Raw genomic sequence first — 21,561 nt, forward strand, 5'->3', positions numbered from 1 at the left:
TTCAGAGATAAATAATAATGAACAAATACCCCGTCTCCATCAGCCTTTCCAGCTACGGCGCCGACCTTGTCCGGCAACGCGGCCAACTGAGTTTTATCGAGGTGCTGGCTGCTGCCGGCGCCCAACGTATCGAATGGCGTGAAGAGTTACTGACCACCGAAACGCCCGGCGAGCTGGCACAGGCGGCGGCGAATCATGGCCTGGAATGCGTGTTTTCCTCATCACTGGAACTGTGGGTCGCTGGCCGCGCACAACCCAATGCCGAGCTGGCCGCTACCCTCGACCGCGCCCTGACCTTTGGCGCCCGTTGGCTGAAAGTCTCCCTCGGTTATTTCACTGACACCAACGACCTGCACAGCCTGAACGCCCTGCTCAACCGTCACCCGGTACGCCTGCTGGTGGAGAACGACCAGACCTTGCACGGCGGGCGTATCGAACCGATGCAGCGCTTCTTCAATGAGGCCGAACGGCTGCAGGTGCCGGTAAAAATGACCTTCGATATCGGCAATTGGCAATGGCAGGATCAGTCCGCCAACACCGCCGCGCGCTTGCTGGGCCGGCATGTGGATTACCTGCACTGCAAGGCGGTAGCCCGTCGCGCCGACGGCAAGCTGGTGGCACTGCCGCCGGGCGCTGCTGATTTACATCTGTGGGAACAACTGCTGCGGCACATGACTCAAGGTATTACACGAGCCGTGGAATTTCCGCTGCAAGGCGAAGACCTCGTCCAGGTTACCGCCCGGCAGGTTGCCGCTCTCGCCCTCCTTGGCCAGCCTCGTTTGGAGAATGCCCATGTCTGAGATCGATATCCTGTCGTTTGGCGAGACCATGGCGATGTTTGTCGCCGAACAGACCGGTGACCTGGCCCGCGTCGGCCAGTTTCACAAGCGCATCGCTGGGGCTGACAGCAACGTGGCCATCGGTCTGTCGCGCCTGGGCTTTAACGTGGCGTGGCTCAGCCGAGTAGGTGATGACTCCCTGGGCCGCTTTGTGCTGGATACGCTGAAAAATGAAGGCCTTGATTGTCGTCACGTGGCGATCGATGCCCAACACCCTACTGGTTTTCAACTCAAGTCCCGGGAAGATGCCGGCGCCGACCCGCAGGTGGAATATTTCCGTCGCGGCTCGGCAGCCAGTCATTTGGCTGTTTCGGCGATCAACCCTGAGTTGCTGCAAGCGCGCCATCTGCACGCCACCGGCATTCCCCCGGCACTGTCCGACGCTACCCGCGACCTGTCCCGGCAATTGATGCTGCAAATGCGCGAAGCCGGCCGCAGCGTGTCATTCGATCCCAACCTGCGCCCAGCCTTGTGGGCCAATGAGCAGCGCATGATCAGCGAAATCAACGCCCTCGCCTGCCTGGCGGATTGGGTGTTGCCGGGCCTCAGTGAAGGCCGCCTGCTGACCGGCTTCGAAGACCCGGCCGACATTGCCGCGTTCTACCTGGACCAGGGTGTGGAGGCTGTTGCGATCAAGCTCGGATCCCATGGTGCGTACTACCGCACGCATCTGGATCAGGGGTTTGTCGCCGCAGTGCCCGTGACCACGGTGGTGGACACCGTCGGCGCCGGCGACGGCTTTGCGGTCGGCATGATCAGCGCCCTGCTGGAAAACTTAAGCTTTGCCCAAGCCGTACAACGCGGCAACTGGATTGGCAGCCGTGCGGTGCAGAGCCGTGGCGACATGGAAGGCCTGCCGACGAGAGCCGACCTGCACTAACCCGTTACCTGTTGCCACAATTACAACAAGCTCAGGAGCACACTCATGGAAACGCTGAAACTCGCCACCCGTCGTTGGTGGTACATCATGCCGATCGTGTTTATCACTTACAGCCTGGCATACCTGGACCGGGCCAATTATGGCTTCGCCGCCGCCTCAGGCATGGCCGAAGACCTGATGATCACGCCGGGCATGTCATCACTGCTCGGCGCGCTGTTCTTCCTCGGTTACTTTTTCTTCCAGGTGCCGGGGGCGATCTACGCGCAGAAACGCAGCGTGAAGAAGCTGATTTTTGTCAGCCTGATCCTCTGGGGCGGTCTGGCCACCTTGACCGGTATCGTCTCCAACGCCTACATGTTGATCGGCATCCGCTTCATGCTCGGTGTAGTGGAAGCCGCCGTGATGCCGGCGATGCTGGTGTACCTGTGCCACTGGTTCACCCGTGCCGAACGCTCCCGCGCCAATACGTTCCTGATCCTTGGCAACCCGGTGACCATGCTCTGGATGTCAGTGGTCTCGGGTTACCTGGTGCAACATTTCAGCTGGCGCTGGATGTTTATCGTCGAAGGTCTGCCGGCAGTGATCTGGGCTTTTATCTGGTGGCGCCTGGCCGATGAACGCCCGGCCGATGCCAAGTGGTTGAGCGCACAACACAAGCAAGACCTGGAAAGCGCCTTGGCCGCCGAACAGGTGGGCATCAAGGCGGTGAAAAACTACGCCGAGGCCTTCCGTTCGCCCAAGGTGATCATCCTGGCCTTGCAATTCTTCTGTTGGAGCATTGGTGTCTATGGCTTTGTGCTGTGGCTGCCGTCGATCCTCAAGGCCGGTTTGCAAATGGACATGGTCGAGGCCGGCTGGCTGTCGGCGCTGCCTTACCTGGCGGCAGTGATCGGCATGCTGGCGGTGTCCTGGGGCTCGGACAAGCTGCAAAAACGCAAACGTTTCGTCTGGCCGCCGCTACTGATTGCCTCGGTGGCCTTCTACGGCTCCTATGCCTTGGGCGCCGAGCATTTCTGGTGGTCATACTCGTTGTTGGTGATCGCCGGCGCCTGCATGTATGCGCCCTATGGACCTTTTTTCGCGATTGTCCCGGAAATTCTCCCGGCCAATGTCGCCGGCGGCGCCATGGCGCTGATCAACAGCATGGGTGCGCTGGGTTCCTTCGGCGGCTCGTACCTGGTGGGTTACCTCAACAGCACCACGGGCTCCCCCGGTGCGTCATACCTGCTCATGAGCGGCGCATTACTGGTGTCGGTGGTGTTGACGATTTTCCTCAAGCCCGGCGCCAGTGACCGGGCACAGCCGCAGTCGGCCTCTTTGCGCCCCCTTGAATTGAAGGTAAGAACCTGATGAAAAAGCATGTCGTGCTGTACAAGAAACTCTCTGCGCCGCTGATGGCCCGCTTGCAGGCAGCCGCTGACGTCACGCTGATTGAAAGCCTCGACGCCGGCGGCCTGGCGCAGTTGCGCGATGCGCTGCCCACGGCGCAGGGACTGTTGGGCGCCAGCCTGCGCCTGGATGCCAAGTTGCTGGACCTGGCACCGCAGCTGGAAGCCGTGGCCAGTGTCTCGGTGGGTGTCGATAACTACGATATCGACTACCTGACCCAGCGCGGGATCCTGCTCAGCAATACCCCGGATGTACTGACCGAAACCACCGCCGACACCGGTTTCGCGCTGATCCTGGCCACCGCTCGCCGAGTGGTAGAGCTGGCGAACATGGTGCGTGCCGGCAACTGGAACCAGAACATCGGCCCGCTGCACTTTGGCAGCGATGTGCATGGCAAGACCCTGGGCATCATCGGCATGGGCCGTATCGGTGAAGCCCTGGCCCAACGCGGACACTTTGGGTTTGGCATGCCGGTGATCTACCACAGCCACTCGCCAAAGCCTGCGGTGGAACAGCGTTTCAGCGCCGAATACCGCAGCTTGCCGGACTTGCTCAAACAAGCTGATTTCGTGTGCCTGACCTTGCCATTGACCATCGAAACTCAAGGCCTGATCGGCGCCAAAGAATTCGCACAAATGGGCCCGGAAACCATCTTCATCAATATTTCCCGGGGCAAGGTGGTGGACGAAGCGGCACTGATCGACGCCTTGCAACAACGCACCATTCGCGCGGCTGGCTTGGATGTGTTCGAGCGCGAGCCGTTGAACCACGATTCGCCGTTGCTGAGCTTGACCAACGTGGTCGCCACCCCGCATATCGGTTCCGCCACCCATGAAACCCGCGAAGCGATGGCACGGTGTGCGGTGGACAACCTGCTGGAGGCGCTGGCGGGGGAACGGCCGAAAGACTTGGTCAATCATGCAGCCTGGGCGCGCTGAGACCTCTGACGCTCGACGCGCTATACCTTTATGCAAAGTCTGTCTAGCTGTGAAAACTACGAGTATCACACTGAGGGAAACCACGCTTGAATAAGCTCCAGCATCAAGGCGAATGACCTGGGAAGAGCCTTGATACTTACCGCGCACTCGCAAATCCAGGCTATGGCGGTGTGTACTCATCAAGGAGTGAATTGATATGTCTACATCATCGTCTACAAGCGGGGGCACTGCGGACCTGGCAAGCCCCCGTTTGCCTCAGGAAGTGAGCAACGGCGTTACAGACACGTTTCTACAGGAGAACAACGACCGGCTGCCCGTCATCATTGCACGCTACCAAGATCAGGCCGTTGGCCAACTGATAAGCCTGAGTGTAGGCGGCCCGAATGCAAAACCGATCGTCTTCTACACTGTCCCTGACGCTGCGTCGGATACAACAGTATATGTGCCCGGAGCAGAACTTCGCGCACTCGCCAATGGCATCCATTTACTCTTTTACACCGTTACCACTTATCAAGAGATGAAATCCAAAGGCGCGTTCCTGCGATTGAAGCTGGGCAATGGCGCATAGCGGGTATCAGCACCCAGGCAGATTCGGGTGGCGAGCGCTTCAAATCACAAACCGCGCCACCATCCCATTCAAGTCCACCGCCAGTCTGGATAGCTCATGACTGGCCACGCTGGTCTGATTCGCCCCGGTAGCGGACTGCGTCGCCAGGTCACGAATGTTCACCAGGTTGCGGTCCACCTCGCGGGAGACCTGCGCCTGTTCCTCTGACGCGCTGGCAATCACCAGGTTGCGCTCGTTGATCAGGCTGATGGACTCGGTGATCTGCTCCAGCGCCACCCCGGCGGCACGGGCCATTTCCAGGGTGCTTTGGGTACGCTGGTTGCTTTGCTGCATCGAGTGCACCGCTTCACCCGTCCCGTTCTGGATACCGGCGACCATTTTTTCGATTTCCTGGGTCGACTGCTGGGTGCGATGGGCCAAGGCCCGCACCTCATCAGCTACCACGGCAAAACCACGCCCGGCTTCACCCGCTCGGGCCGCTTCAATGGCTGCGTTGAGCGCTAGCAGGTTGGTCTGTTCGGCAATCGCGCGAATCACGTCCAACACCTTGCCAATATCACGCCCTTGGGTCGCCAAGCCTTCGATCAACACCGAGGTACTTTGCACATCCCGGGTCATGGTCTGGATGGCGTCAACCGTTTCCACGACCCGATCGCGCCCTTCCCGCGCGGCCTGGTTCGACTGCGCCGAGGCCTCTGAAGTCGACACCGCATTGCGCGCCACTTCCTCCACCGCCGCGGTCATTTCATTGACGGCGGTGGCCGCTTGTTCGATTTCGTTGTTCTGTTGTTGCAAGCCCCGTGAGGATTCTTCGGTGACGGCGCTGAGTTCTTCGGCAGCAGAAGCCAGTTGCGTGGCGGAGCCGGCAATGCGCTCAATAGTCTGGCGCAGGTTGGCCTGCATGGCCGCCAATGCGCCCAGCAAACGGGCGGGTTCATCCTTGCCCTCGTCTGCGATGACCTGGGTCAGGTTGCCCATGGCGATGGTTTCAGCGACCTCCACCGCTTTGCGCAACGGCGTGACGATGCTGCGGGTCAAGAGCCAGGCCAGCAACACCGTCATGACTGCTGCTATTACCGCAACCGCAATGATTCCGGAAATAGCCCCCTGATAGCTGTCGCTCGCTTCGATGGCGGCTTGTTTGGCATCGGCACCATTGATGGCGATCAACTTGTTCAACTGCTCGCCCATCAAATCGGTGCCGTCCTTGATCCGTGAGTTGATCAGCTTGAGCATTTCATCGACTTTGTTCTGGCGCGACAGCTCGATCATCTCCGCCTGGGCAGCCAGGTAGCTATCAAGGGTGCCGGCGAAACTCTTGTACAGCGCCGCCTCCTCACCTCCGGCAGGCAATGCCGCGTAGCTGGCCTGGGCCTTGCGCACCTTGTCCACCAACACATCGATACGTGTCTTGGCCTCTTGCAGGGCCGCCGGCTCACGGTTGACCAAAACCCGAAACGAAAGGATCCGCAAGCGCAGCACGTTTTCGGTCATGACCCCCAGGAAGCCGACACTGGGCAACTGGTTGGTTTCCATCTCGGTCGTGGCCTGATGGATGACGGCCATACGGTTGGCCGCAAATACCCCCAGGAAAATCACCAGCAACGCAATGAACGCAAAACCGAGAAAAGCCCGAGGTGCGATATTCAAGTGACGGAGGGACATAGGAAAACTCTCTGAGGGTAGTGGTTGCGCGCATCCTTGCCGCGACACGACCAGTACACGTCAATGCCCGTGACCGGTCGCTCGGCCCCACTGTTATCGTTGGTTTGTGGGCCTATAAAAGGTATCGGCAGGGCGCGGGACTTTATGCAGGGGCCCTGGAAATATTTTTTCACACTTATGGCAACTGCCACTTTCTGGCATCCTGCGCCTCCTTTTTCCTACCCGAGCCCGTATTTTGTCTGACGCTCAAGCCCCTCGCCCCCGCTATAAATCCGACCTGATCTACGGCCTGGAAGACCGTCCACACTTCACGGCGGCGATTTTTGCCGCACTGCAGCATGTACTGGCCAGTTTTGTCGGCATCATCACCCCGACCTTGATTGTCGGCGGCGTACTCGGCCTGGAAAGCGAAGTGCCGTACCTGGTGAGCATGGCGCTGTTCGTTTCCGGGCTGGGCACTTTTGTTCAGGCGCGCCGCTTTGGTCCGGTAGGTTCGGGGTTGTTGTGCCTGCAAGGCACCAGTTTTTCGTTTATCAGCGTGATCCTCAGTGCCGGTTTTATGGTCAAGGCCCGGGGCGGCGGCACCGATGAAATTCTCTCGACCCTCTTCGGCATCTGCTTCTTCGCAGCGTTTATCGAAGTGGTGCTCAGCCAGTTCATTGGCAAGTTGCGCATGCTGATCACCCCCGTGGTCACCGGCACCATCATTACCCTGATGGGCCTGTCGCTGATCAAGGTGGCCGTCACCGACATGGCTGGCGGCTATGGTGCCGGTGACCTGGGCGCGGCCAGTAATATGGGACTGGCGGCACTCGTACTGCTGACCATCGTGGTGCTCAACCGCTTCAATAACCCGTTCCTGCGCCTGGGCTCGATCGTGATTGGCCTGACCCTGGGCTTCGTGGTGGCCTGGTGGCTGGGCCGTGTGGATCTTGCGGCGCTGCCTCAGGTGCCGTTGATCAGCGTGCCGGTGCCATTCAAGTACGGGTTTTCCTTTGACTGGGTGGCGTTTATCCCGGTGGCCGTGATCTTCCTGATTTCCCCGCTGGAAGCCGCCGGTGACCTGACCGCCAACTCGATGATTTCCCAGCAGCCGGTCAAGGGCCCGCTGTACATCAAGCGCATCAAGTCCGGGCTGCTGGCCGACGGCCTCAACTCGGTGATGGCCGCCACCTTCAACAGCTTGCCGATGGTGACATTTGCCCAGAACAACGGGGTGATCCAGCTGACCGGCGTGGCCAGCCGTTATGTGGCGTACTTCATTGCCGGGCTGCTGGTGCTACTTGGGTTGTTCCCGGTGATCGGCGCGGTGCTGCAGTTGATGCCCAAGCCTGTGCTGGGTGGCGCCACGCTGATCATGTTCGGCACGGTGGCGGTGGCCGGGATCAAGATCCTCGCCGAAGCCGGCCTGCATCGTCGCAACGTGCTGATCGTGGCGATTTCCTTAGGCATGGGCCTGGGTGTGGCGGCCGTGCCGGAAGTCCTGCGTGACCTGCCCAAGGCACTGCACAACATCTTCGAGTCACCGATCACCGTCGGTGCGTTCTGCGCTATCGTGCTGAACATTTTCCTGCCGGAAGAGTTCATAGAACTGGAAGAAGATGAATTTGATCCGGAAGCCGCCACCCTCAAGGTGATGCAAGACCCGGACGTCACGAAATAGGAACCCTTATGCGCAGACTCGCTGGCCTGACCCTTTCACTGCTGTTGCTCACCCTGAGCGCCTGCGCCTTGTTTCCCAACCGCGACCCGGTGAACATCAACGTGGTGGGCATCGAGCCGCTGCAGAGCCAGGACCTGGAAGTACGCTTCGCCGTGAAACTGCGGGTGCAGAACCCTAATGAAACAGCGATCGACTACAACGGTATCGCGCTGGACCTGGAGGTCAATGGCCGGCCACTGGCGTCGGGCGTCAGCGATCAGCGGGGAACCATCCCACGGTTTTCCGAAGCCGTTGTGATGGTGCCGGTGAGTGTTTCTGCGTTCTCTGTGTTGCGCCAGACCCTGGGCCTGAGCCAGACCCAGGGTTTGAACAACTTGCCCTACGTCTTGCGCGGCAAACTGGCGGGCGGATTGTTCGGGACCATGCGTTTTGTGGACCGCGGCACCCTCGACCTGCCAAACACCGCCGCCACCTGGTAGTCATCCCCTTGTCAGCATGGAGAACACTGCACCATGGACGCGCGACCGACGCTGTACACCGAACGCCTGATTCTGCGGCCACTGAACCTCGACGATGCCGAGGGTATCCAGCAGCAATTTCCTCACTGGGAAGTCGTACGCTACCTCAATGCCCTTGTGCCTTGGCCCTACCCGGCCGATGGCGCCCGCACCTACCTGGAAAAAGTCGCCTTGCCGGCCATCGCCCGAGGTGAGGAATGGCACTGGTCGATCCGCCTGAAAAGTGCGCCGGAGCAGTTGATCGGCAACGTCAGCCTGATGGACGAAGTCGACAATAACCGTGGGTTCTGGCTGGGGCCGCAGTGGCAAGGCCAGGGGTTGATGACCGAGGCCAGCGCGGCAGTGACCGAGTATTGGTTCGAGGTCCTTGAACGGCCGGTGATGCGGGTGCCCAAGGCAGCACCGAACAAGGCGTCCCGCCGGATTTCCGAGCGTACGGGGATGCGTTTGATCAGGCGTGACGAAGGCCGGTTTGTCGAAGGCAACTTCCCACGTGACATCTGGGAAATCACCCGCGAGGAATGGCGGCTCAGTCGCTGATAAAGCGTACGCCCGGCTTGGCCCGTTCATCCACGGTCAGCTCAAACACATCCGGTCGGGCGTAGTGGCCGACCACGTCGTAGTCATACCGTGCCCGCACCAGGTCATCGGTATCGATCTGCGCCGTGAGCAGCCCCGCCCCACCCAGCAAAGGCCCGGCAAGCATGTCGCCCATCGGCCCTACAATCACACTGCCACCGGCAATCAGCGGGCGCTCGGCCGGCCAGTTGTCAACCTTGACGCCCAACGCCTCGGGTGACGCCTGAACCTGGCAGGCACTGACCACGAAGCAGCGCCCTTCATGGGCGATATGCCGCATGCTGACCTGCCACATTTCGCGCTCATCCACCGTTGGCGCACACCAGATCTCCACGCCCTTGGCGTACATCGCCGTGCGCAACAGCGGCATCATGTTTTCCCAGCAAACCGCCCCACCAATACGCCCCACTGCCGTGTCGAGCACCGGTAAAGTGGAGCCATCGCCCTTGCCCCAGATCAGCCGTTCAGTGCCGGTGGGCATCAGTTTGCGATGCTTCGCCACCAGGCCGCCCTGGGGTTCGAAATACAGCACGGTGCAGTACAAGGTACTGCCACTGCGTTCAATCACACCCAGTACCAGGCTGGCACCGGTGCGCGCCGACAGGCCGGCCAAGGCATCCGTTTCGCTGCCCGGCACGTCGATAGCATTGGCAAAGTAGCGGGCAAACGCCTCGCGGCCTTCCGGCAAGCGGTAACCCAACTGCGTGCCAAAGGCTTCACCCTTGGGATAGCCACCGAGCAAGGCCTCGGGCATCACCACCAATTGCGCACCGCTGCGCGTGATGGCGTCTTCATAGGAAAGGATCTGTTCCAGGGTTTCACCCTTGCCGCCGGGCAAGGAACCGATTTGCAGGGCTGCCACGGTAGAGAGGGGCATCGCGATCACTCCGAATCAATGGGGGTTGCCCATTCTCCGGCCAGCGTCGATCATGAATAAAGCCCACTTCACTGCTAAATGATATGAGCCAAATGAATATCGCCCAGGTCGATCTCAACCTGCTCAAAGCCTTCGAAGCCCTGCATGATGAATCCAGCGCCAGCCGTGCGGCACTGCGTCTGGGCGTCACGCAATCAGCCGTCAGCGCAGCCTTGCGGCGTTTGCGCGAACTGTATGGCGACCCGTTGTTTGTGCGCACGGGTCGAGGCCTGGCACCCACCTTGCGGGCCAACCAATTGAAGCCGGTGATCAGCGAGGCGCTGGATCGTTGCCGGCAAAGCCTGGCGATGGTCGATCCTCACGGCAGTGAGTATCAGGGGCGCTCGGTAGCCCTGGGTTTATCCGACGATTTTGAGGTTGCCTATGGCCGGCGCCTGATCGAAGAAATCGCCCGGCGTGCGCCGAAGCTGCGGGTGATCTTCCGCCAGACCCACAGCCAGATCGTCGCCAACGCCCTGCTTGACCGCACCCTGGACCTGGCGATCACTGCGGGAGGCTTTGCCGAGCGGCGACTGAGCCGCCAGGTACTGGGGGAAGGTGATTATCAGTGCCTGGTGGACCCTGGCAGTTTGGAACCGGGCCAGCAGGTCATCGGCCTTGACGAGTTCGTCGAGCGTGAGCATGTGCTGGTGTCGTCTGGCGGGTTTATCGGGATCACCGATGAAGGGTTGGCCGCGTTGGGTTTGAGTCGCCAGGTCTGCGCCTCAACCACCCACTTTGCGGCCCTGCCGTTCCTGCTCAAGGGCAGCCACGCGGTGGCGACGATTCCCGGACATGCGGCCCAAGCCATCGCCCGCATGACCGGTTTGAGGGTACTGCCATGCCCGCTGGCGTTACCCCGTTATCCGGTGGAGTTGGGCTGGCGCACCCAAGCCCAGTTGGACCCGCTGCTGCTCAAAGTACGGGAGGCTGTGGTTGCCTGCTTTACTTGGCCGCCATCAATCGATTGACTTCACTGCGCACCATGTTGGCAAATTCCGGCGGCGACATACTGTCCAGCTCCGAACGCACCCACTCGGCCCACTTGCCCTTGCGCTTGGCGCGCTCGCCAAACAAGCGTGCGCCTTCGCCCTTGGCCTTGCCCAGGTTGCTTTGCCACAGGTCATACAGACGGGACTTTTCATCTTCAAGCGCGGCGCGCTCGGCTAGGGGCTTGTTGGCCAGATTGAAGCTCATGTGGAGTTACCTGCTGCGCAAATAGGTGACATCTTACACTGTAGGTGGAAATGTCTGAGTTAGGATTTATCATCCGATAGGCTGTGGCACGAAAAAAACTGCAACTTTTGCCGCGCTCCTCGACTCCATTGTTCATCGCCAAATACACATCGAAGGAGTTATCCAATGGCCCGTAAAACCGCCACTCAAGCTGCGCAAGCTGTCGAAGATCAAATCAAGGATCAAGCGTTCAGTGAACTCCAGGCGCTGATCGAGGAATCGGACAAACTGCTCAAAAGCAGCGCCAGTCTCGTAGGTGAGGAAGGCGAAACCCTACGCGAGCAGGTAGCGATCAAACTCAAGCAAGCCCTGGACTCTGTGTCCAGTGTGCGCGAGCGCAGCAAGCCGGTGGTGGATGCCACCGAGACTTACATCGGTGGCCACCCCTGGCAGACCGTGGCCATCTCTGCAGGTTTCGGCCTGGTGGTTGGCCTGTTGCTGGGTCGTCGTCACTGAAACGCTGGAGAGGGGCTTGCCCCTCTCCCTCATCAACTTTGCGCCAATACTCGCAACTGACTCAACGCCTCACTGTCGATAGCAATTCCCTCCACGGCAGCCTTCGCCCGTGAACGATGGCGACGGTCCCCAGGTAAACGCTTAAGCCCTGCCGCGTGCATCTGCCGCACCAGTTCCTGGCTGCGCTCGGCAAAGTTCTGCCCGGCGCTTTTGCTCGGGTCGATCACGATCAGCAACTGGCCTGTCCAGGGCGTCTTGGCACCGGGATGGTTGGACCAGTCGAACTCGAAAGAAAAGTTGCCTCCGGTCAACGCCGCCGCCAGCAGCTCGACCATCATCGACAATGCCGAGCCCTTGTGCCCGCCAAACGGCAACAACGCACCGCCTTCGAGGATCGCCTTGGGGTCCTGGGTGGATTGCCCCAGGCTGTCGACACCGGTTCCCGGCGGTACACGTTCACCCTTGCGCGCAGCAATCTGCACGTCGCCATGGGCAATGGCACTGGTGGCCAGGTCAAAGACAATCGGCGGCCCATCGGCCCGCGGCGCCGCAAAGGCGATAGGGTTGGTTCCGAACAGAGGTCGGTCGGCGCCATGGGGCACCACGCAGGTCATGCTGTTGACCACGCTGAGGGCTACCAGCCCTTCCTCGGCGAACGGTTCGACATCGGGCCACAGTGCAGCAAAGTGATGGGAGTTACGGATCGCCAACACGGCGATCCCGGCGCTGCGGGCTTTTTCAACCAACAGCGGGCGCGCCGCAGCCAATGCCGGCTGGGCAAAACCATTGCCGGCGTCGACCCGGACAAAACCCGAGGCGACATCCTCGACCACCGGCACCGCCGTGCCGTTGACCCAACCACTGTTCAGCGTCGACACGTAGCCCGGAATGCGAAACACCCCGTGGCTATGGGCGCCGTCGCGTTCGGCGCGGGCGCAGTTGTCGGCCAGCACGCCAGCCACCTCTGCTGAAGTGCCGTGGCGGATGAAGATGTGCTTGAGCAAGGCGACCAATTCAGTAAAGGCAAGCGTCTGCGATGCATTCACCGCAGTAACGGGCGTGGCTGACATCTGAAGCTCCGGAGTCATTATTGGAAGGGGCTACAGCTTGCTGGGTTCAGCACCCTGATTAAACAACGCGCAGCGAGTGCCCTGTCAACCACTGGCGTGGGGCGCCACCATTTATTTAACACCGTTGGGGCGGGTGTCCACCCTAGGCTCGGTGCTTCTGGAATCCGCCACCGAGGTACCTTCTGATGGACGACCTGCCACTCCCCTACTTTTTCCCCGAAGCCATGAGAGTCGCCAAGCGCCTCAGTGAGCGCGAGCGCCAACGTGGCATAACCGAGCGCGACCGGGACTTCTTGCGCAACCTTTTCTTTGCCGACGCCAGCGGGCGCAAAGCCCAGTCCCCCGTGATGATCGCCGAGCGTTTGCTGTTGAGTGCCGACACTGAAAACCCCATGGAACTGGCGGGCGCCTTCATGATGAGTTCGGAGGGCAGTTACACTCCCGCCTTCTTTTACGGCCCCGACACCGGACTTGAGAAGTTCGATTCATCCGACCAGCTACTGAGCGAAATAGCTGGCCGACTGCGCGACCCAGAGAAAAGAACGGCCTTGCTGAATTACCTGTCGATTGATCAACGCGCCAACTTTGACTTTGATCAGCATGCAAGCCTGCGTCGGGAACTGATCGAGGGGAATGTCTTCGACGAACAACAGGCAGCCATTGAACGCTACCAGGGACTTAACGTGCAGGCCATGCGCGATGAGTTGTGCAAGTTGCCGTCGATGAAAACCTTGCTGGATCAACTGCTGGCCGCCACCTTTCGCACCTCTTTCCCCGGCCTGGATCAACGCAAGACCCGTGCGTTTTTTTATGCGCCGGGCCCGTCCTCCTCAGACAGCGAGCACTTGGCTGACTCCCGGCCCTTGGGCGATGCCCTGTTGCAGTTTTATCGCCAACAGTCCTGGCCTGTGGGGCTGCGCCGCGACTTCTTGAATCCAGCCCTGGCGATGGCGGCCCAAGGCTCCAGCAACAGGACACGGCATCAGGCGCTTTGGGAAACCGGCGTCAAAGACGCCGCCCGCCAGTTGCTGACGTTCATCCGCAACGCGCTGGAGGCTTACTGGAATACAGACATGCGTCCAGAACAGTCGAGACGGGTGTTCTTTGCTCAGACAATGAGTGACAAATGCCGAGTGGATTTGCTGTTCAAACGCCAGCAGGACACGCTCTCGGCGCAGCAATGGCGACCACTGAACGCGCTTTATTTACCTGTCCAGCCGCAACACAGCCTACGCATCGAAAAAGCCCGCCTGTGGGAGTACTACCCCCATTACGTGGAACTGGCCAGCACGTTGATCCTCGGCAACAACCACGACACCTATCTCTATACCCAGTCCAAGGGTCTGCAGGTGCTCAAGGATTACGACGACCTGCAGGCAACCCTAAAATCCATGGCCCAGGCTGCCGACCATGAAGATGATTTTTATAACTTCCTAGCGCTGGACGAGCGTGCGCGCTTTATCGGTTTCAAGTATCCACAATTCACCCCCGCTGATATCAACAGTCCAATCTTCAAGACATTGCTCGAGAGCATCATTGATAAGCAGCAGCAAAACCTGGTGTACGCCCTGGATATTTATCGGCGCAGCCAGGGAACGCTCAATGTGTATGCCTTGTTTGATCATGGCTTGGATATCCGCGCGATGATTGATCAACGCCTGTTGGCTCTGGACGTCAAAGGCCGCTGGAGCACGCTTGTGGAGTCTCCCAAGGTCCCGGTAGAAAAGGCTCGCCTGTTGATCAAACAACTGCAGAGTATCGATCTGGCACTGCAGCATGACCTGACCCCGACTACCCGCCTCGACACGCTCATCACCGATCAGTTAAAAACCAGGTTAAGCGCCCGCAACATCGGCCATCTCAACCCTGAGACCCTCTATATCAACCGCTATACCAGTAAAGCCAACAACGAAGAACGACGCATCCCAATCAGTACCCAAAGGCTGTCGGAGCATTGCATGGCACGCATGCTTGGTGAAGCTCAGGCAGTACCCGAATCCGTTGAGTACGGCGTATACGGGCCGCGCGCGCGCGGACTGGCGACCAGAAATGCTCAGATCTCCATCACGCAACTGAATAACCTGGTGGGCCAGTCACTGATCAGCCTCACACCCGAGGCGATCGGGCAAACCCTGAGAGCCCACCTGGAGACACTAAACCCCAAGTTGGCTCATGTCATGTCGTCGGGAATTCTTGAGGAGGGCCGCTTGAGGGTCCTCGACAAAACCCTGGAGGCATCTGATATGGCGATCCTGAATACCGTTCTGGATCCCGATAAGACTGATCGCGACAACCGTGAGTCGCTGAACGGCTTTACCCCTGATGCCTTCACGCTGTCCCTGATTACCGCCGGCGAATCAACACTGATGCGATTGGCCAACTGTTTCCTGCTGACCGAGCGCGGCGGCCTCGACCTCGACCACTCCGGACGCGCCCTGCTTTGGACGCCGGCCCACGGCCTGGAGCCCTTTGCGTCCATCAGCCTGGTACGCGACGAATTGGGCAAGCGCCTGAGGCACCCCGCACAACGACTGAGCCTGCTGGAAAATCTCAACATCCGCGAACACAAACATCACCAAGACTACCGCCTGGGGCCGTTTCAACTGATCCATGGGCCTGTCCTGCAAAAGTGCCAGCAGTCCTGGGCAGAACAGTATGCCGGCCAGCAACGCCACATCCTTGCCAGAAAAACCAACGCGCGGTCTCTGTGGGATGCACGGACAAGTGGTCCGGCAAACAACGTGCAACGGGCCATCAACCTCGCGCGCCTGAACGAAGTCAGGCTCTCCCTGCCCGACGGGCTCGGCGCAGCACCACCCCGGGAACAGCGCCGCCAAGCCGAGTTCCTCGAGCAATACCGCCTCACGACCGAAAGCGGCAGGGACTATCTCCACGGGTTTTATCCGTTGCGAGATCGCGTACGAGATCGTCTCAATGAACAATTGGTCGATTATTCACTGTTGGCCACTGACGTGGAGATTGCCCTCAAGCTCGCCCTGGAAGATCAGCATCTGAGCTTGCTGGATTTCGCCATGAGCCCTGCAAGCCTGCAAGAAACCTCGTTCAATGTTGCGTCAAACGCCCCGGCGCTAACTGAGGCGGTAATACGACAAATGCTGTCCCAGCTGAAGATAGGTGACGACTATCACACGTACGTGAATGAGCGACTCACCCCAGGCAAGCCAGGGGTGGAACAGCGGCTGCACGACTTCAGCAGACAACTGCCCTGGCAGTTGCTGCAACACGCTCACGCTCTCAAGCTCCAGGAGCGGCTCTCGACTCAAGGATTCGACCTGATTCAACAAGCCTTTGACATGCCGGATGCGATCGCGCGCGCCAGTGTCGCAGGAGCCACCGCGCGAGTTCGCCCACTTGAGCTGGTTGCCACGCCAGGGGCATCTGTCGTCAACGCCCTGGGCGTGTATCTCATCAGTTCCGGTCGTGAGGGGCCGCAGGTACTGTATGCCCCCTATCACCAGGAGCTGAGCTTTACCGAATTTGCAAGTGAGGCTGACTTACTGGCGCGACTGAATAGGCCAGGTGCATTGCAAGAGTGGGTCCTCAAGCGTCTGCCCGCACCGCAAGACGCCATCTATCGCAATCTTCTGCACGCCACCCTGGGCGCAACGTCAGAAATCACCCTCGGCTTCAATCCGATCCAGGGCAACGTGTTCGAGCAACTGTTCAACGACAACAGGCTGCTGTTGCTGCAACTACTCGGTCGCCAATCGCTACCCGACGCAGAAACCGAATGGGAAACGGTCAAGCAGGTGTTCAGCGATAACATCGTGCGTCTCATGGACTTCTTACCAGGCAAGCTGGCGTTACCCTGGATCATCTGGCGCAGTATTCAGCTGTTTATGGAGTCAGCCCAGGCGCTGCAGGATCACCACTGGCGCGAGGCATTACGGGCGTTCATCGAGGGCGTGGCAGAGATGGCGCTGATTGGCGAGGCGCTACAGGAAACAGAGAAATTCATTTCGTCCTTGACAGCTGAACAGCCTGTCGCTGATTGGCAGCAATCGGTTTCCTGGTCCGCACTGGATATCACGGCACCGGAACGCACCTTGCTGCAACCCAGTGAGGTGAACGATGTGGCGCTGGTGGACATGACGCTCGGTGCAACCCGTGGTGTGTACCAACACAAAGGACACAGCTACATTCCCTTGGCCGGGAAAGTGTATCCGGTCCAATCCGTGGGGGACTTCTGGCGTATTACCTCTGAGAATCAAACAGGCCCGTTCGTTTGCCGTAATGCTGCAGGGCAGTGGGTGATCGACACCCGTAAACACATTGCACGTTACGGCCAGGCTTTTGGGCGCCTGCAAGACCGATCGGCGGCCAGGCACTCGGCGCGCCAGGCGCTGAATATTGAAGCCGTGGGCATGAGTGCAATCCGTCGCTTCTACCCTGACAGGGCCAGAATGATCGTAGAGGCGCTGGACCTGGCCACGTTTTATCTACAAAACTGCAAACTGAACCTGGCTTTGCTGGAGCCAGGGGTGGCCCCCGTCACACGCATCCACCGTTTCGTTCAGCAATTCTTCGGCATTGAAATCAACCCTGATCGGGGGCCCCGAGAGTTAGACCCAGCCCTGGTGCAGAAACTGCACCGTCTCGTCGACGGCATGCTGGGAGCAATATTGGACCCGACGCTCTACTCCCTTGACTCGATGCGCTTCGTAACCGGCGCCCAGCGGGCTGAAGAGCGCAGTTGGGCGTTCACCATCGACAACGATCCTGAACGTCGAATTTATTTGAGCGAGAACTTCTTCACCCCTCCATTAGGTGAATATGAAAACCGTCTGATCACTTATTTTGATCGAGATGCCCATGCTCGGGCGGCCGTATTGATTCATGAGCTAAGCCATCTGACCCATACGACCACCGACGCAGCCTATGTGAACGCGATCATGCCGTTTTCCGATTTGATCGAGACCGTGACCCAAGAGGGGCGCGACTTGCGCAAGTTTCAACAAGACCGCCAGACCCAAGGCTATTCGCTACAAACACCTATCGACCAGCTCTTCAAATTCCCGGATATCACCGGCACCCTATGGAGCGATTTTGGCACGACTCCCGAAACCCGATATATCAAGGCGCAAATTCTCAGAACCACCGGCGGCGTCGACTTGAGAAACGCCCGGAGCATTTTCATGACCAACCTGGCCAAGCGTGTCGACACCATCCTGGATAATGCTGATTCGGTGGCTTACCTCATCACCCATCTGGGGCGCCAACTTGACCCCAGGCCCGCCAGTCGCCCGCCCACGCCCTGAAGGCGCAGACAGAAGATAAACGCCGCTCCTGTGTTTTAGCGTGCAGTGTTTAAGAAATAGTCCCAATTGATGGGCAATTGCCATGACTGCTGTTCTCGTCACGGGGTCGCGAAGGTTAGAATGTAGGAAATCAGGATGGATCAATGACCGAACAGTCCCTTTCAGAAGTCGAATATGACGCTATCACCGATGCCGCCGCGCACTGGTGTATGCGTATGCATGCCTTTGATTGCACGACTGCCGAACGTCAAGCCTTTGCACAATGGCACGACGCCCATCCGCTGCATGCCTTCGAATATGCGGCGATGCTGGAAATCTGGGATGTCGCCGATCACTTGCCCCGCGTTGAAACCACGCCGACTCCGGTCGTTGTGGTCCCGTTCAAGTCGCGTAGCCGGTTACGCACCTATGCGGTAGCCGCAGCTGTCTGCCTGGTTGCCTTACCTCTGGCCGCCTTTACCGGTTGGGAAGCCGGTTGGTTGCCCAGTTCCTATCAGCACATTGAAGCCGAGGGTGGCCTGCGCCAGGTCACGTTGAACGATGGCAGCCAGGTGGAATTGAACCTGGGCACCGAACTGGTCTACAGCCATTACAAAGACGAACGCCGCGTGACCCTGCGCAAGGGCGAAGCCTTTTTCAAGGTCAGCCATGACGCAGGACATCCCTTCGTGGTCCGAGCCGGCGAAGGACGTATCCGCGTAACGGGCACCCAGTTCAACGTCTGGAAATACGAAGATCAAGTACGGGTCATGTTGCTGGAAGGTTCTGTGCAAATCGCCAGTGACGAGACCCATAGTGGTGCGCGGCTGTCACCCGGCATGCAAGCCAGTTACAACCGCGGCGATACCAACCCCCAGGTCAAGCCGATCGGCCCTGACGACACTGCCCTGGCCTGGCGCGATGGCAAACTGATCCTCGACAACCTGGCCCTGGCCGATGCCCTGCCGCTGATCAACCGCTACCTGAATAAACCGGTAATGCTGGCCGACGCCGGCACGGGTGCCATTCGTATCGGTGGGATCTACAACCTCAACGAAGTCAGCAACCTCGTCCCCTCCTTGCCCAAGGTCCTGCCGGTCTACTTGACCCTGAACCAGGACGGCAATCCTGTGCTCAATTCGATACCGCAAAATACGCCCAAGGGTTGATTGCCAACAATAGCCGCCGAAGCCCCATGCGCTTCAACGTGTCCATTCTGGAAACGCTCACCCTCTCTGAGCCAGCAGAGTTGCCATGGCAAGACCTTGACGCCGCCTTGTATCGTTTGGCTATAAAGCTCAGACCTTGAAAGGGCTGGCTATAAAGCTGTCAAAAAAAACCAATTTTCTGGTGAGGCGGGAAGTGGGTCCAATCTTTCACCAAACTTTCAAAACCACGCCTTACATGACCCTAATCACGGAAAGTTGAAAATTGTTGTTCTAACATGTGACCCGCACCCTGCCATCGTGCATCAGTACTAGTACAAGCCGAACGGTAAGCCCAACCGACGGCAGATCATTTGATTGGGCATTTAGAGAGAAGACCCTATGAACGCCCCGCTCCGTATCAACGAAGCACTCTTGATTGCAGACCGCGCCTTCAAACCCTTTCAGTGTGTGGCTTGGGCCGACGGCAACGGCGAACTCAGCCTGACCGTCATCGACCGGACCAATACTCGTATTGGCCGTAAACAGGTGTCATCCAGTACTTACTCAGACCCCGCACAGTTGGAAGACCTGCTTATCCAAGCGCGTTCTGAACTGAGTAAAGAAGGCCACGCGTTGCAATCCTGGGTCATGCCCAAGTAACACCCGATGCTATCGAGTGACGGAACATGTTCCGTCACTCGACTTGGCGCTCTAACGATGAGTACCTCGTTAACCAATACCTTCCCTGCTACTTGCTGATTAACGTCGAAAAATCCCCACGACGACTTGATCTTCTCTCCTCGCTGCGGCACGTTGCGCGCTTCTGCCCAAAGGAGCACCTCATGCCCGAATCAATGGCCAAGGCCTTCACCCATAACTTCCTCGGCCATTCGCCCCGTTGGTACAAGACCTGCGTCCTTGCGTTCCTGGTCCTCAACCCATTGGTGCTCTGGGTATTCGGTCCCGTGGCTGCCGGCTGGTTGTTGGTGGCTGAATTTATTTTCACCCTGGCCATGGCGCTGCAGTGCTATCCGTTGATGCCCGGCGGCCTGTTGATGGTCGAAGCGTTGCTGCTACGGATGACAACACCCGAAGCGCTATACGACGAGTTGCTGCACAACTTCCCGGTGATCCTGCTGCTGATGTTCATGGTCGCCGGGATCTATTTCATGAAGGACTTGCTGCTGTTTCTGTTTTCGCGATTGCTGCTGGGGGTACGGTCCAAGGCGCTGCTGGGGCTGATGTTTTGCTTTCTGTCGGCGTTTCTCTCGGCCTTTCTCGATGCATTGACCGTGACCGCCGTGATTATCAGTGCGGCCGTGGGCTTCTATTCGGTGTATCACCGTGTCGCGTCCGGCAATGACCCGCGCCAGGACAGTGAATTCAGCGATGACCAACACCTGCCAGCCTTGCACCACGCTGACCTGGAACAGTTCCGGGCCTTCCTGCGTAGCCTGCTGATGCACGGCGCGGTGGGTACGGCCCTGGGCGGCGTGTGCACCCTGGTGGGCGAACCGCAGAACCTGTTGATCGGCCATGAGATGGGCTGGAATTTCAGCCAGTTCTTTAGCCGAGTCGCCCCCGTGTCTTTACCAGTGCTGGCTGCCGGCCTGATCACCTGTGTGTTGTTGGAGAAACTGCGCTGGTTCGGTTACGGCACGCTGCTGCCGGACAATGTGCGCCAAGTGCTGGCCAACTACGCCCAAGAAGATAACGCCGAGCGGACCCCGCGCCAACGCGCCGCCTTGATCGTCCAGGGCCTGGCAGCGTTGATTCTGATTGCCGGACTGGCGTTTCACATCGCCGAGGTGGGCCTGATCGGCTTGCTGGTCATCGTATTGATCACCGCCTTCACCGGCATCACCGAAGAGCATCGCATCGGCAACGCGTTCAAGGACGCCCTGCCCTTTACCGCGTTGCTGGTAGTGTTTTTCGCGGTGGTAGCGGTGATTCATGATCAACAGCTGTTCACCCCGTTGATCCAGTGGGTGCTGGCGCTGCCCGCCGATCAGCAACCGGGGATGCTGTTTATTGCCAACGGGTTGTTGTCAGCCATCAGCGATAACGTCTTCGTGGCGACGATCTACATCACCGAGGTCAAACAGGCATTTGTTTCCGGGCACATGAGCCGAGAGCATTTCGAAACCCTGGCGATTGCCATCAACACCGGCACCAACCTGCCGAGCGTCGCGACACCCAATGGCCAGGCGGCATTTCTGTTTTTGCTGACGTCGGCGATTGCACCGTTGATTCGCCTGTCGTATGGGCGAATGGTGTGGATGGCGCTGCCGTATACGGTGGTGATGGGACTACTGGGCTGGTACGCGGTGAGTTACTGGCTGTAAAGAGCATGCCTTTCAAGGTCTTTGAACAGTCAGTCGCATCAGGCCAGGGATGAAGATTTAACTGGCGATGTAAACCCTTGTGGGAGCTGTCGA

General features: G+C 59.1%; 18 protein-coding genes. 14 read left to right on the forward strand and 4 right to left on the reverse strand.

Annotation, left to right across the window (positions count from 1 at the left end; genetic code table 11):
• Window positions 1-17: 17 nt before the first annotated feature.
• The 5 genes from GNF76_RS14420 to GNF76_RS14440 all read left to right on the forward strand — a co-directional run bounded on the left by GNF76_RS14420 (window position 18) and on the right by GNF76_RS14440 (window position 4,614).
• The gene (locus tag GNF76_RS14420; RefSeq protein ID WP_155583822.1) at window positions 18-800 is read left to right on the forward strand and encodes a sugar phosphate isomerase/epimerase family protein; all 783 of its coding nucleotides are present in this window, start codon (window positions 18-20) and stop codon (window positions 798-800) included.
• A complete protein-coding gene (locus GNF76_RS14425) occupies window positions 793-1,719 on the forward strand; it encodes a sugar kinase (protein WP_155583823.1) in 927 nt (308 codons plus the stop codon). The genes GNF76_RS14420 and GNF76_RS14425 overlap by 8 nt, the downstream gene beginning before the upstream one ends.
• Window positions 1,720-1,764: 45 nt before the next feature.
• Entirely contained in the window at window positions 1,765-3,069 is a 1,305-nt protein-coding gene (locus tag GNF76_RS14430; protein WP_155583824.1) for an MFS transporter, read from the forward strand.
• Window positions 3,069-4,046, forward strand: a complete 978-nt coding sequence (locus GNF76_RS14435; RefSeq protein WP_155583825.1) for a 2-hydroxyacid dehydrogenase — start codon at window positions 3,069-3,071, stop codon at window positions 4,044-4,046. Before GNF76_RS14430 ends, GNF76_RS14435 begins: the two co-directional genes overlap by 1 nt.
• A gap of 196 nt (window positions 4,047-4,242) precedes the next feature.
• Window positions 4,243-4,614: a hypothetical protein gene (locus GNF76_RS14440; protein ID WP_155583826.1), complete on the forward strand. Its 372-nt coding sequence runs from the start codon at window positions 4,243-4,245 to the stop codon at window positions 4,612-4,614.
• A 39-nt stretch (window positions 4,615-4,653) separates the two neighbouring features.
• Here GNF76_RS14440 and GNF76_RS14445 read toward each other — a convergent pair whose 3' ends face one another.
• Complete coding sequence (locus GNF76_RS14445) at window positions 4,654-6,279, reverse strand: methyl-accepting chemotaxis protein (protein WP_155583827.1); 1,626 nt, start codon at window positions 6,277-6,279, stop codon at window positions 4,654-4,656.
• Window positions 6,280-6,514: 235 nt separating this feature from the next.
• Between GNF76_RS14445 and GNF76_RS14450 the strand changes: the two genes are divergently transcribed.
• The 3 genes from GNF76_RS14450 to GNF76_RS14460 are packed head-to-tail and all read left to right on the forward strand — an operon-like array spanning window position 6,515 to window position 9,000.
• Window positions 6,515-7,942, forward strand: a complete 1,428-nt coding sequence (locus tag GNF76_RS14450; RefSeq protein ID WP_155583828.1) for a nucleobase:cation symporter-2 family protein — start codon at window positions 6,515-6,517, stop codon at window positions 7,940-7,942.
• An 8-nt stretch (window positions 7,943-7,950) separates the two neighbouring features.
• Window positions 7,951-8,421 (forward strand): LEA/WHy family protein, encoded by a 471-nt coding sequence (locus GNF76_RS14455; RefSeq protein ID WP_155583829.1) that lies wholly within the window; start codon window positions 7,951-7,953, stop codon window positions 8,419-8,421.
• 33 nt (window positions 8,422-8,454) lie between these two features.
• Window positions 8,455-9,000 carry a GNAT family N-acetyltransferase gene (locus tag GNF76_RS14460; protein ID WP_155583830.1) on the forward strand — a complete coding sequence of 182 codons (546 nt, stop codon included), beginning with the start codon at window positions 8,455-8,457 and terminating at the stop codon, window positions 8,998-9,000.
• Here the strand turns inward: GNF76_RS14460 and GNF76_RS14465 are convergent.
• Window positions 8,990-9,916, reverse strand: a complete 927-nt coding sequence (locus tag GNF76_RS14465) for a carbon-nitrogen hydrolase family protein (RefSeq protein ID WP_155583831.1) — start codon at window positions 9,914-9,916, stop codon at window positions 8,990-8,992. The genes GNF76_RS14460 and GNF76_RS14465 overlap by 11 nt on opposite strands.
• A gap of 83 nt (window positions 9,917-9,999) precedes the next feature.
• On the opposite strand from GNF76_RS14465, the gene GNF76_RS14470 reads away from it, so the two are divergent.
• Window positions 10,000-10,926 (forward strand): LysR family transcriptional regulator, encoded by a 927-nt coding sequence (locus GNF76_RS14470; protein ID WP_155583832.1) that lies wholly within the window; start codon window positions 10,000-10,002, stop codon window positions 10,924-10,926.
• Here GNF76_RS14470 and GNF76_RS14475 read toward each other — a convergent pair.
• On the reverse strand, window positions 10,901-11,152 hold the full coding sequence (locus GNF76_RS14475) for a hypothetical protein (protein WP_155583833.1): 252 nt from the start codon (window positions 11,150-11,152) through the stop codon (window positions 10,901-10,903). The genes GNF76_RS14470 and GNF76_RS14475 overlap by 26 nt on opposite strands.
• A 165-nt stretch (window positions 11,153-11,317) precedes the next feature.
• On the opposite strand from GNF76_RS14475, the gene GNF76_RS14480 reads away from it, so the two are divergent.
• Window positions 11,318-11,647 (forward strand): ElaB/YgaM/YqjD family protein, encoded by a 330-nt coding sequence (locus GNF76_RS14480; protein WP_155583834.1) that lies wholly within the window; start codon window positions 11,318-11,320, stop codon window positions 11,645-11,647.
• Between the two features lie 32 nt (window positions 11,648-11,679).
• On the opposite strand, the gene GNF76_RS14485 is transcribed toward GNF76_RS14480, so the two are convergent.
• Window positions 11,680-12,717, reverse strand: a complete 1,038-nt coding sequence (locus GNF76_RS14485; protein ID WP_155583835.1) for an Ldh family oxidoreductase — start codon at window positions 12,715-12,717, stop codon at window positions 11,680-11,682.
• Between the two features lie 347 nt (window positions 12,718-13,064).
• Here GNF76_RS14485 and GNF76_RS14490 point away from each other — a divergent pair, with 347 nt between their 5' ends.
• From GNF76_RS14490 to nhaB, 4 genes are all read left to right on the forward strand, one after another.
• Window positions 13,065-17,996 carry a dermonecrotic toxin domain-containing protein gene (locus tag GNF76_RS14490; protein ID WP_155583836.1) on the forward strand — a complete coding sequence of 1,644 codons (4,932 nt, stop codon included), beginning with the start codon at window positions 13,065-13,067 and terminating at the stop codon, window positions 17,994-17,996.
• Window positions 17,997-18,139: 143 nt separating this feature from the next.
• On the forward strand, window positions 18,140-19,144 hold the full coding sequence (locus tag GNF76_RS14495) for a FecR family protein (protein ID WP_155583837.1): 1,005 nt from the start codon (window positions 18,140-18,142) through the stop codon (window positions 19,142-19,144).
• 378 nt (window positions 19,145-19,522) lie between these two features.
• Window positions 19,523-19,783: a hypothetical protein gene (locus GNF76_RS14500; RefSeq protein WP_155583838.1), complete on the forward strand. Its 261-nt coding sequence runs from the start codon at window positions 19,523-19,525 to the stop codon at window positions 19,781-19,783.
• A gap of 182 nt (window positions 19,784-19,965) precedes the next feature.
• The gene (nhaB, locus tag GNF76_RS14505) at window positions 19,966-21,468 is read left to right on the forward strand and encodes a sodium/proton antiporter NhaB (protein ID WP_155583839.1); all 1,503 of its coding nucleotides are present in this window, start codon (window positions 19,966-19,968) and stop codon (window positions 21,466-21,468) included.
• The last annotated feature ends 93 nt before the right edge of the window (window positions 21,469-21,561 follow it).

The organism is Pseudomonas spelaei, from assembly GCF_009724245.1.
Lineage (GTDB): Bacteria > Pseudomonadota > Gammaproteobacteria > Pseudomonadales > Pseudomonadaceae > Aquipseudomonas > Aquipseudomonas spelaei.

Coding starts and splice junctions, on each gene's coding strand:
- GNF76_RS14420 (WP_155583822.1), top strand. CDS start 18: ATGAACAAATACCCCGTCTCCATCAGCCTTTCCAGCTACGGCGCCGAC.
- GNF76_RS14425 (WP_155583823.1), top strand. CDS start 793: ATGTCTGAGATCGATATCCTGTCGTTTGGCGAGACCATGGCGATGTTT.
- GNF76_RS14430 (WP_155583824.1), top strand. CDS start 1,765: ATGGAAACGCTGAAACTCGCCACCCGTCGTTGGTGGTACATCATGCCG.
- GNF76_RS14435 (WP_155583825.1), top strand. CDS start 3,069: ATGAAAAAGCATGTCGTGCTGTACAAGAAACTCTCTGCGCCGCTGATG.
- GNF76_RS14440 (WP_155583826.1), top strand. CDS start 4,243: ATGTCTACATCATCGTCTACAAGCGGGGGCACTGCGGACCTGGCAAGC.
- GNF76_RS14445 (WP_155583827.1), bottom strand. CDS start 6,279: ATGTCCCTCCGTCACTTGAATATCGCACCTCGGGCTTTTCTCGGTTTT.
- GNF76_RS14455 (WP_155583829.1), top strand. CDS start 7,951: ATGCGCAGACTCGCTGGCCTGACCCTTTCACTGCTGTTGCTCACCCTG.
- GNF76_RS14460 (WP_155583830.1), top strand. CDS start 8,455: ATGGACGCGCGACCGACGCTGTACACCGAACGCCTGATTCTGCGGCCA.
- GNF76_RS14465 (WP_155583831.1), bottom strand. CDS start 9,916: ATGCCCCTCTCTACCGTGGCAGCCCTGCAAATCGGTTCCTTGCCCGGC.
- GNF76_RS14470 (WP_155583832.1), top strand. CDS start 10,000: ATGAGCCAAATGAATATCGCCCAGGTCGATCTCAACCTGCTCAAAGCC.
- GNF76_RS14475 (WP_155583833.1), bottom strand. CDS start 11,152: ATGAGCTTCAATCTGGCCAACAAGCCCCTAGCCGAGCGCGCCGCGCTT.
- GNF76_RS14480 (WP_155583834.1), top strand. CDS start 11,318: ATGGCCCGTAAAACCGCCACTCAAGCTGCGCAAGCTGTCGAAGATCAA.
- GNF76_RS14485 (WP_155583835.1), bottom strand. CDS start 12,717: ATGTCAGCCACGCCCGTTACTGCGGTGAATGCATCGCAGACGCTTGCC.
- GNF76_RS14490 (WP_155583836.1), top strand. CDS start 13,065: ATGATCGCCGAGCGTTTGCTGTTGAGTGCCGACACTGAAAACCCCATG.
- GNF76_RS14495 (WP_155583837.1), top strand. CDS start 18,140: ATGACCGAACAGTCCCTTTCAGAAGTCGAATATGACGCTATCACCGAT.
- GNF76_RS14500 (WP_155583838.1), top strand. CDS start 19,523: ATGAACGCCCCGCTCCGTATCAACGAAGCACTCTTGATTGCAGACCGC.
- nhaB (WP_155583839.1), top strand. CDS start 19,966: ATGCCCGAATCAATGGCCAAGGCCTTCACCCATAACTTCCTCGGCCAT.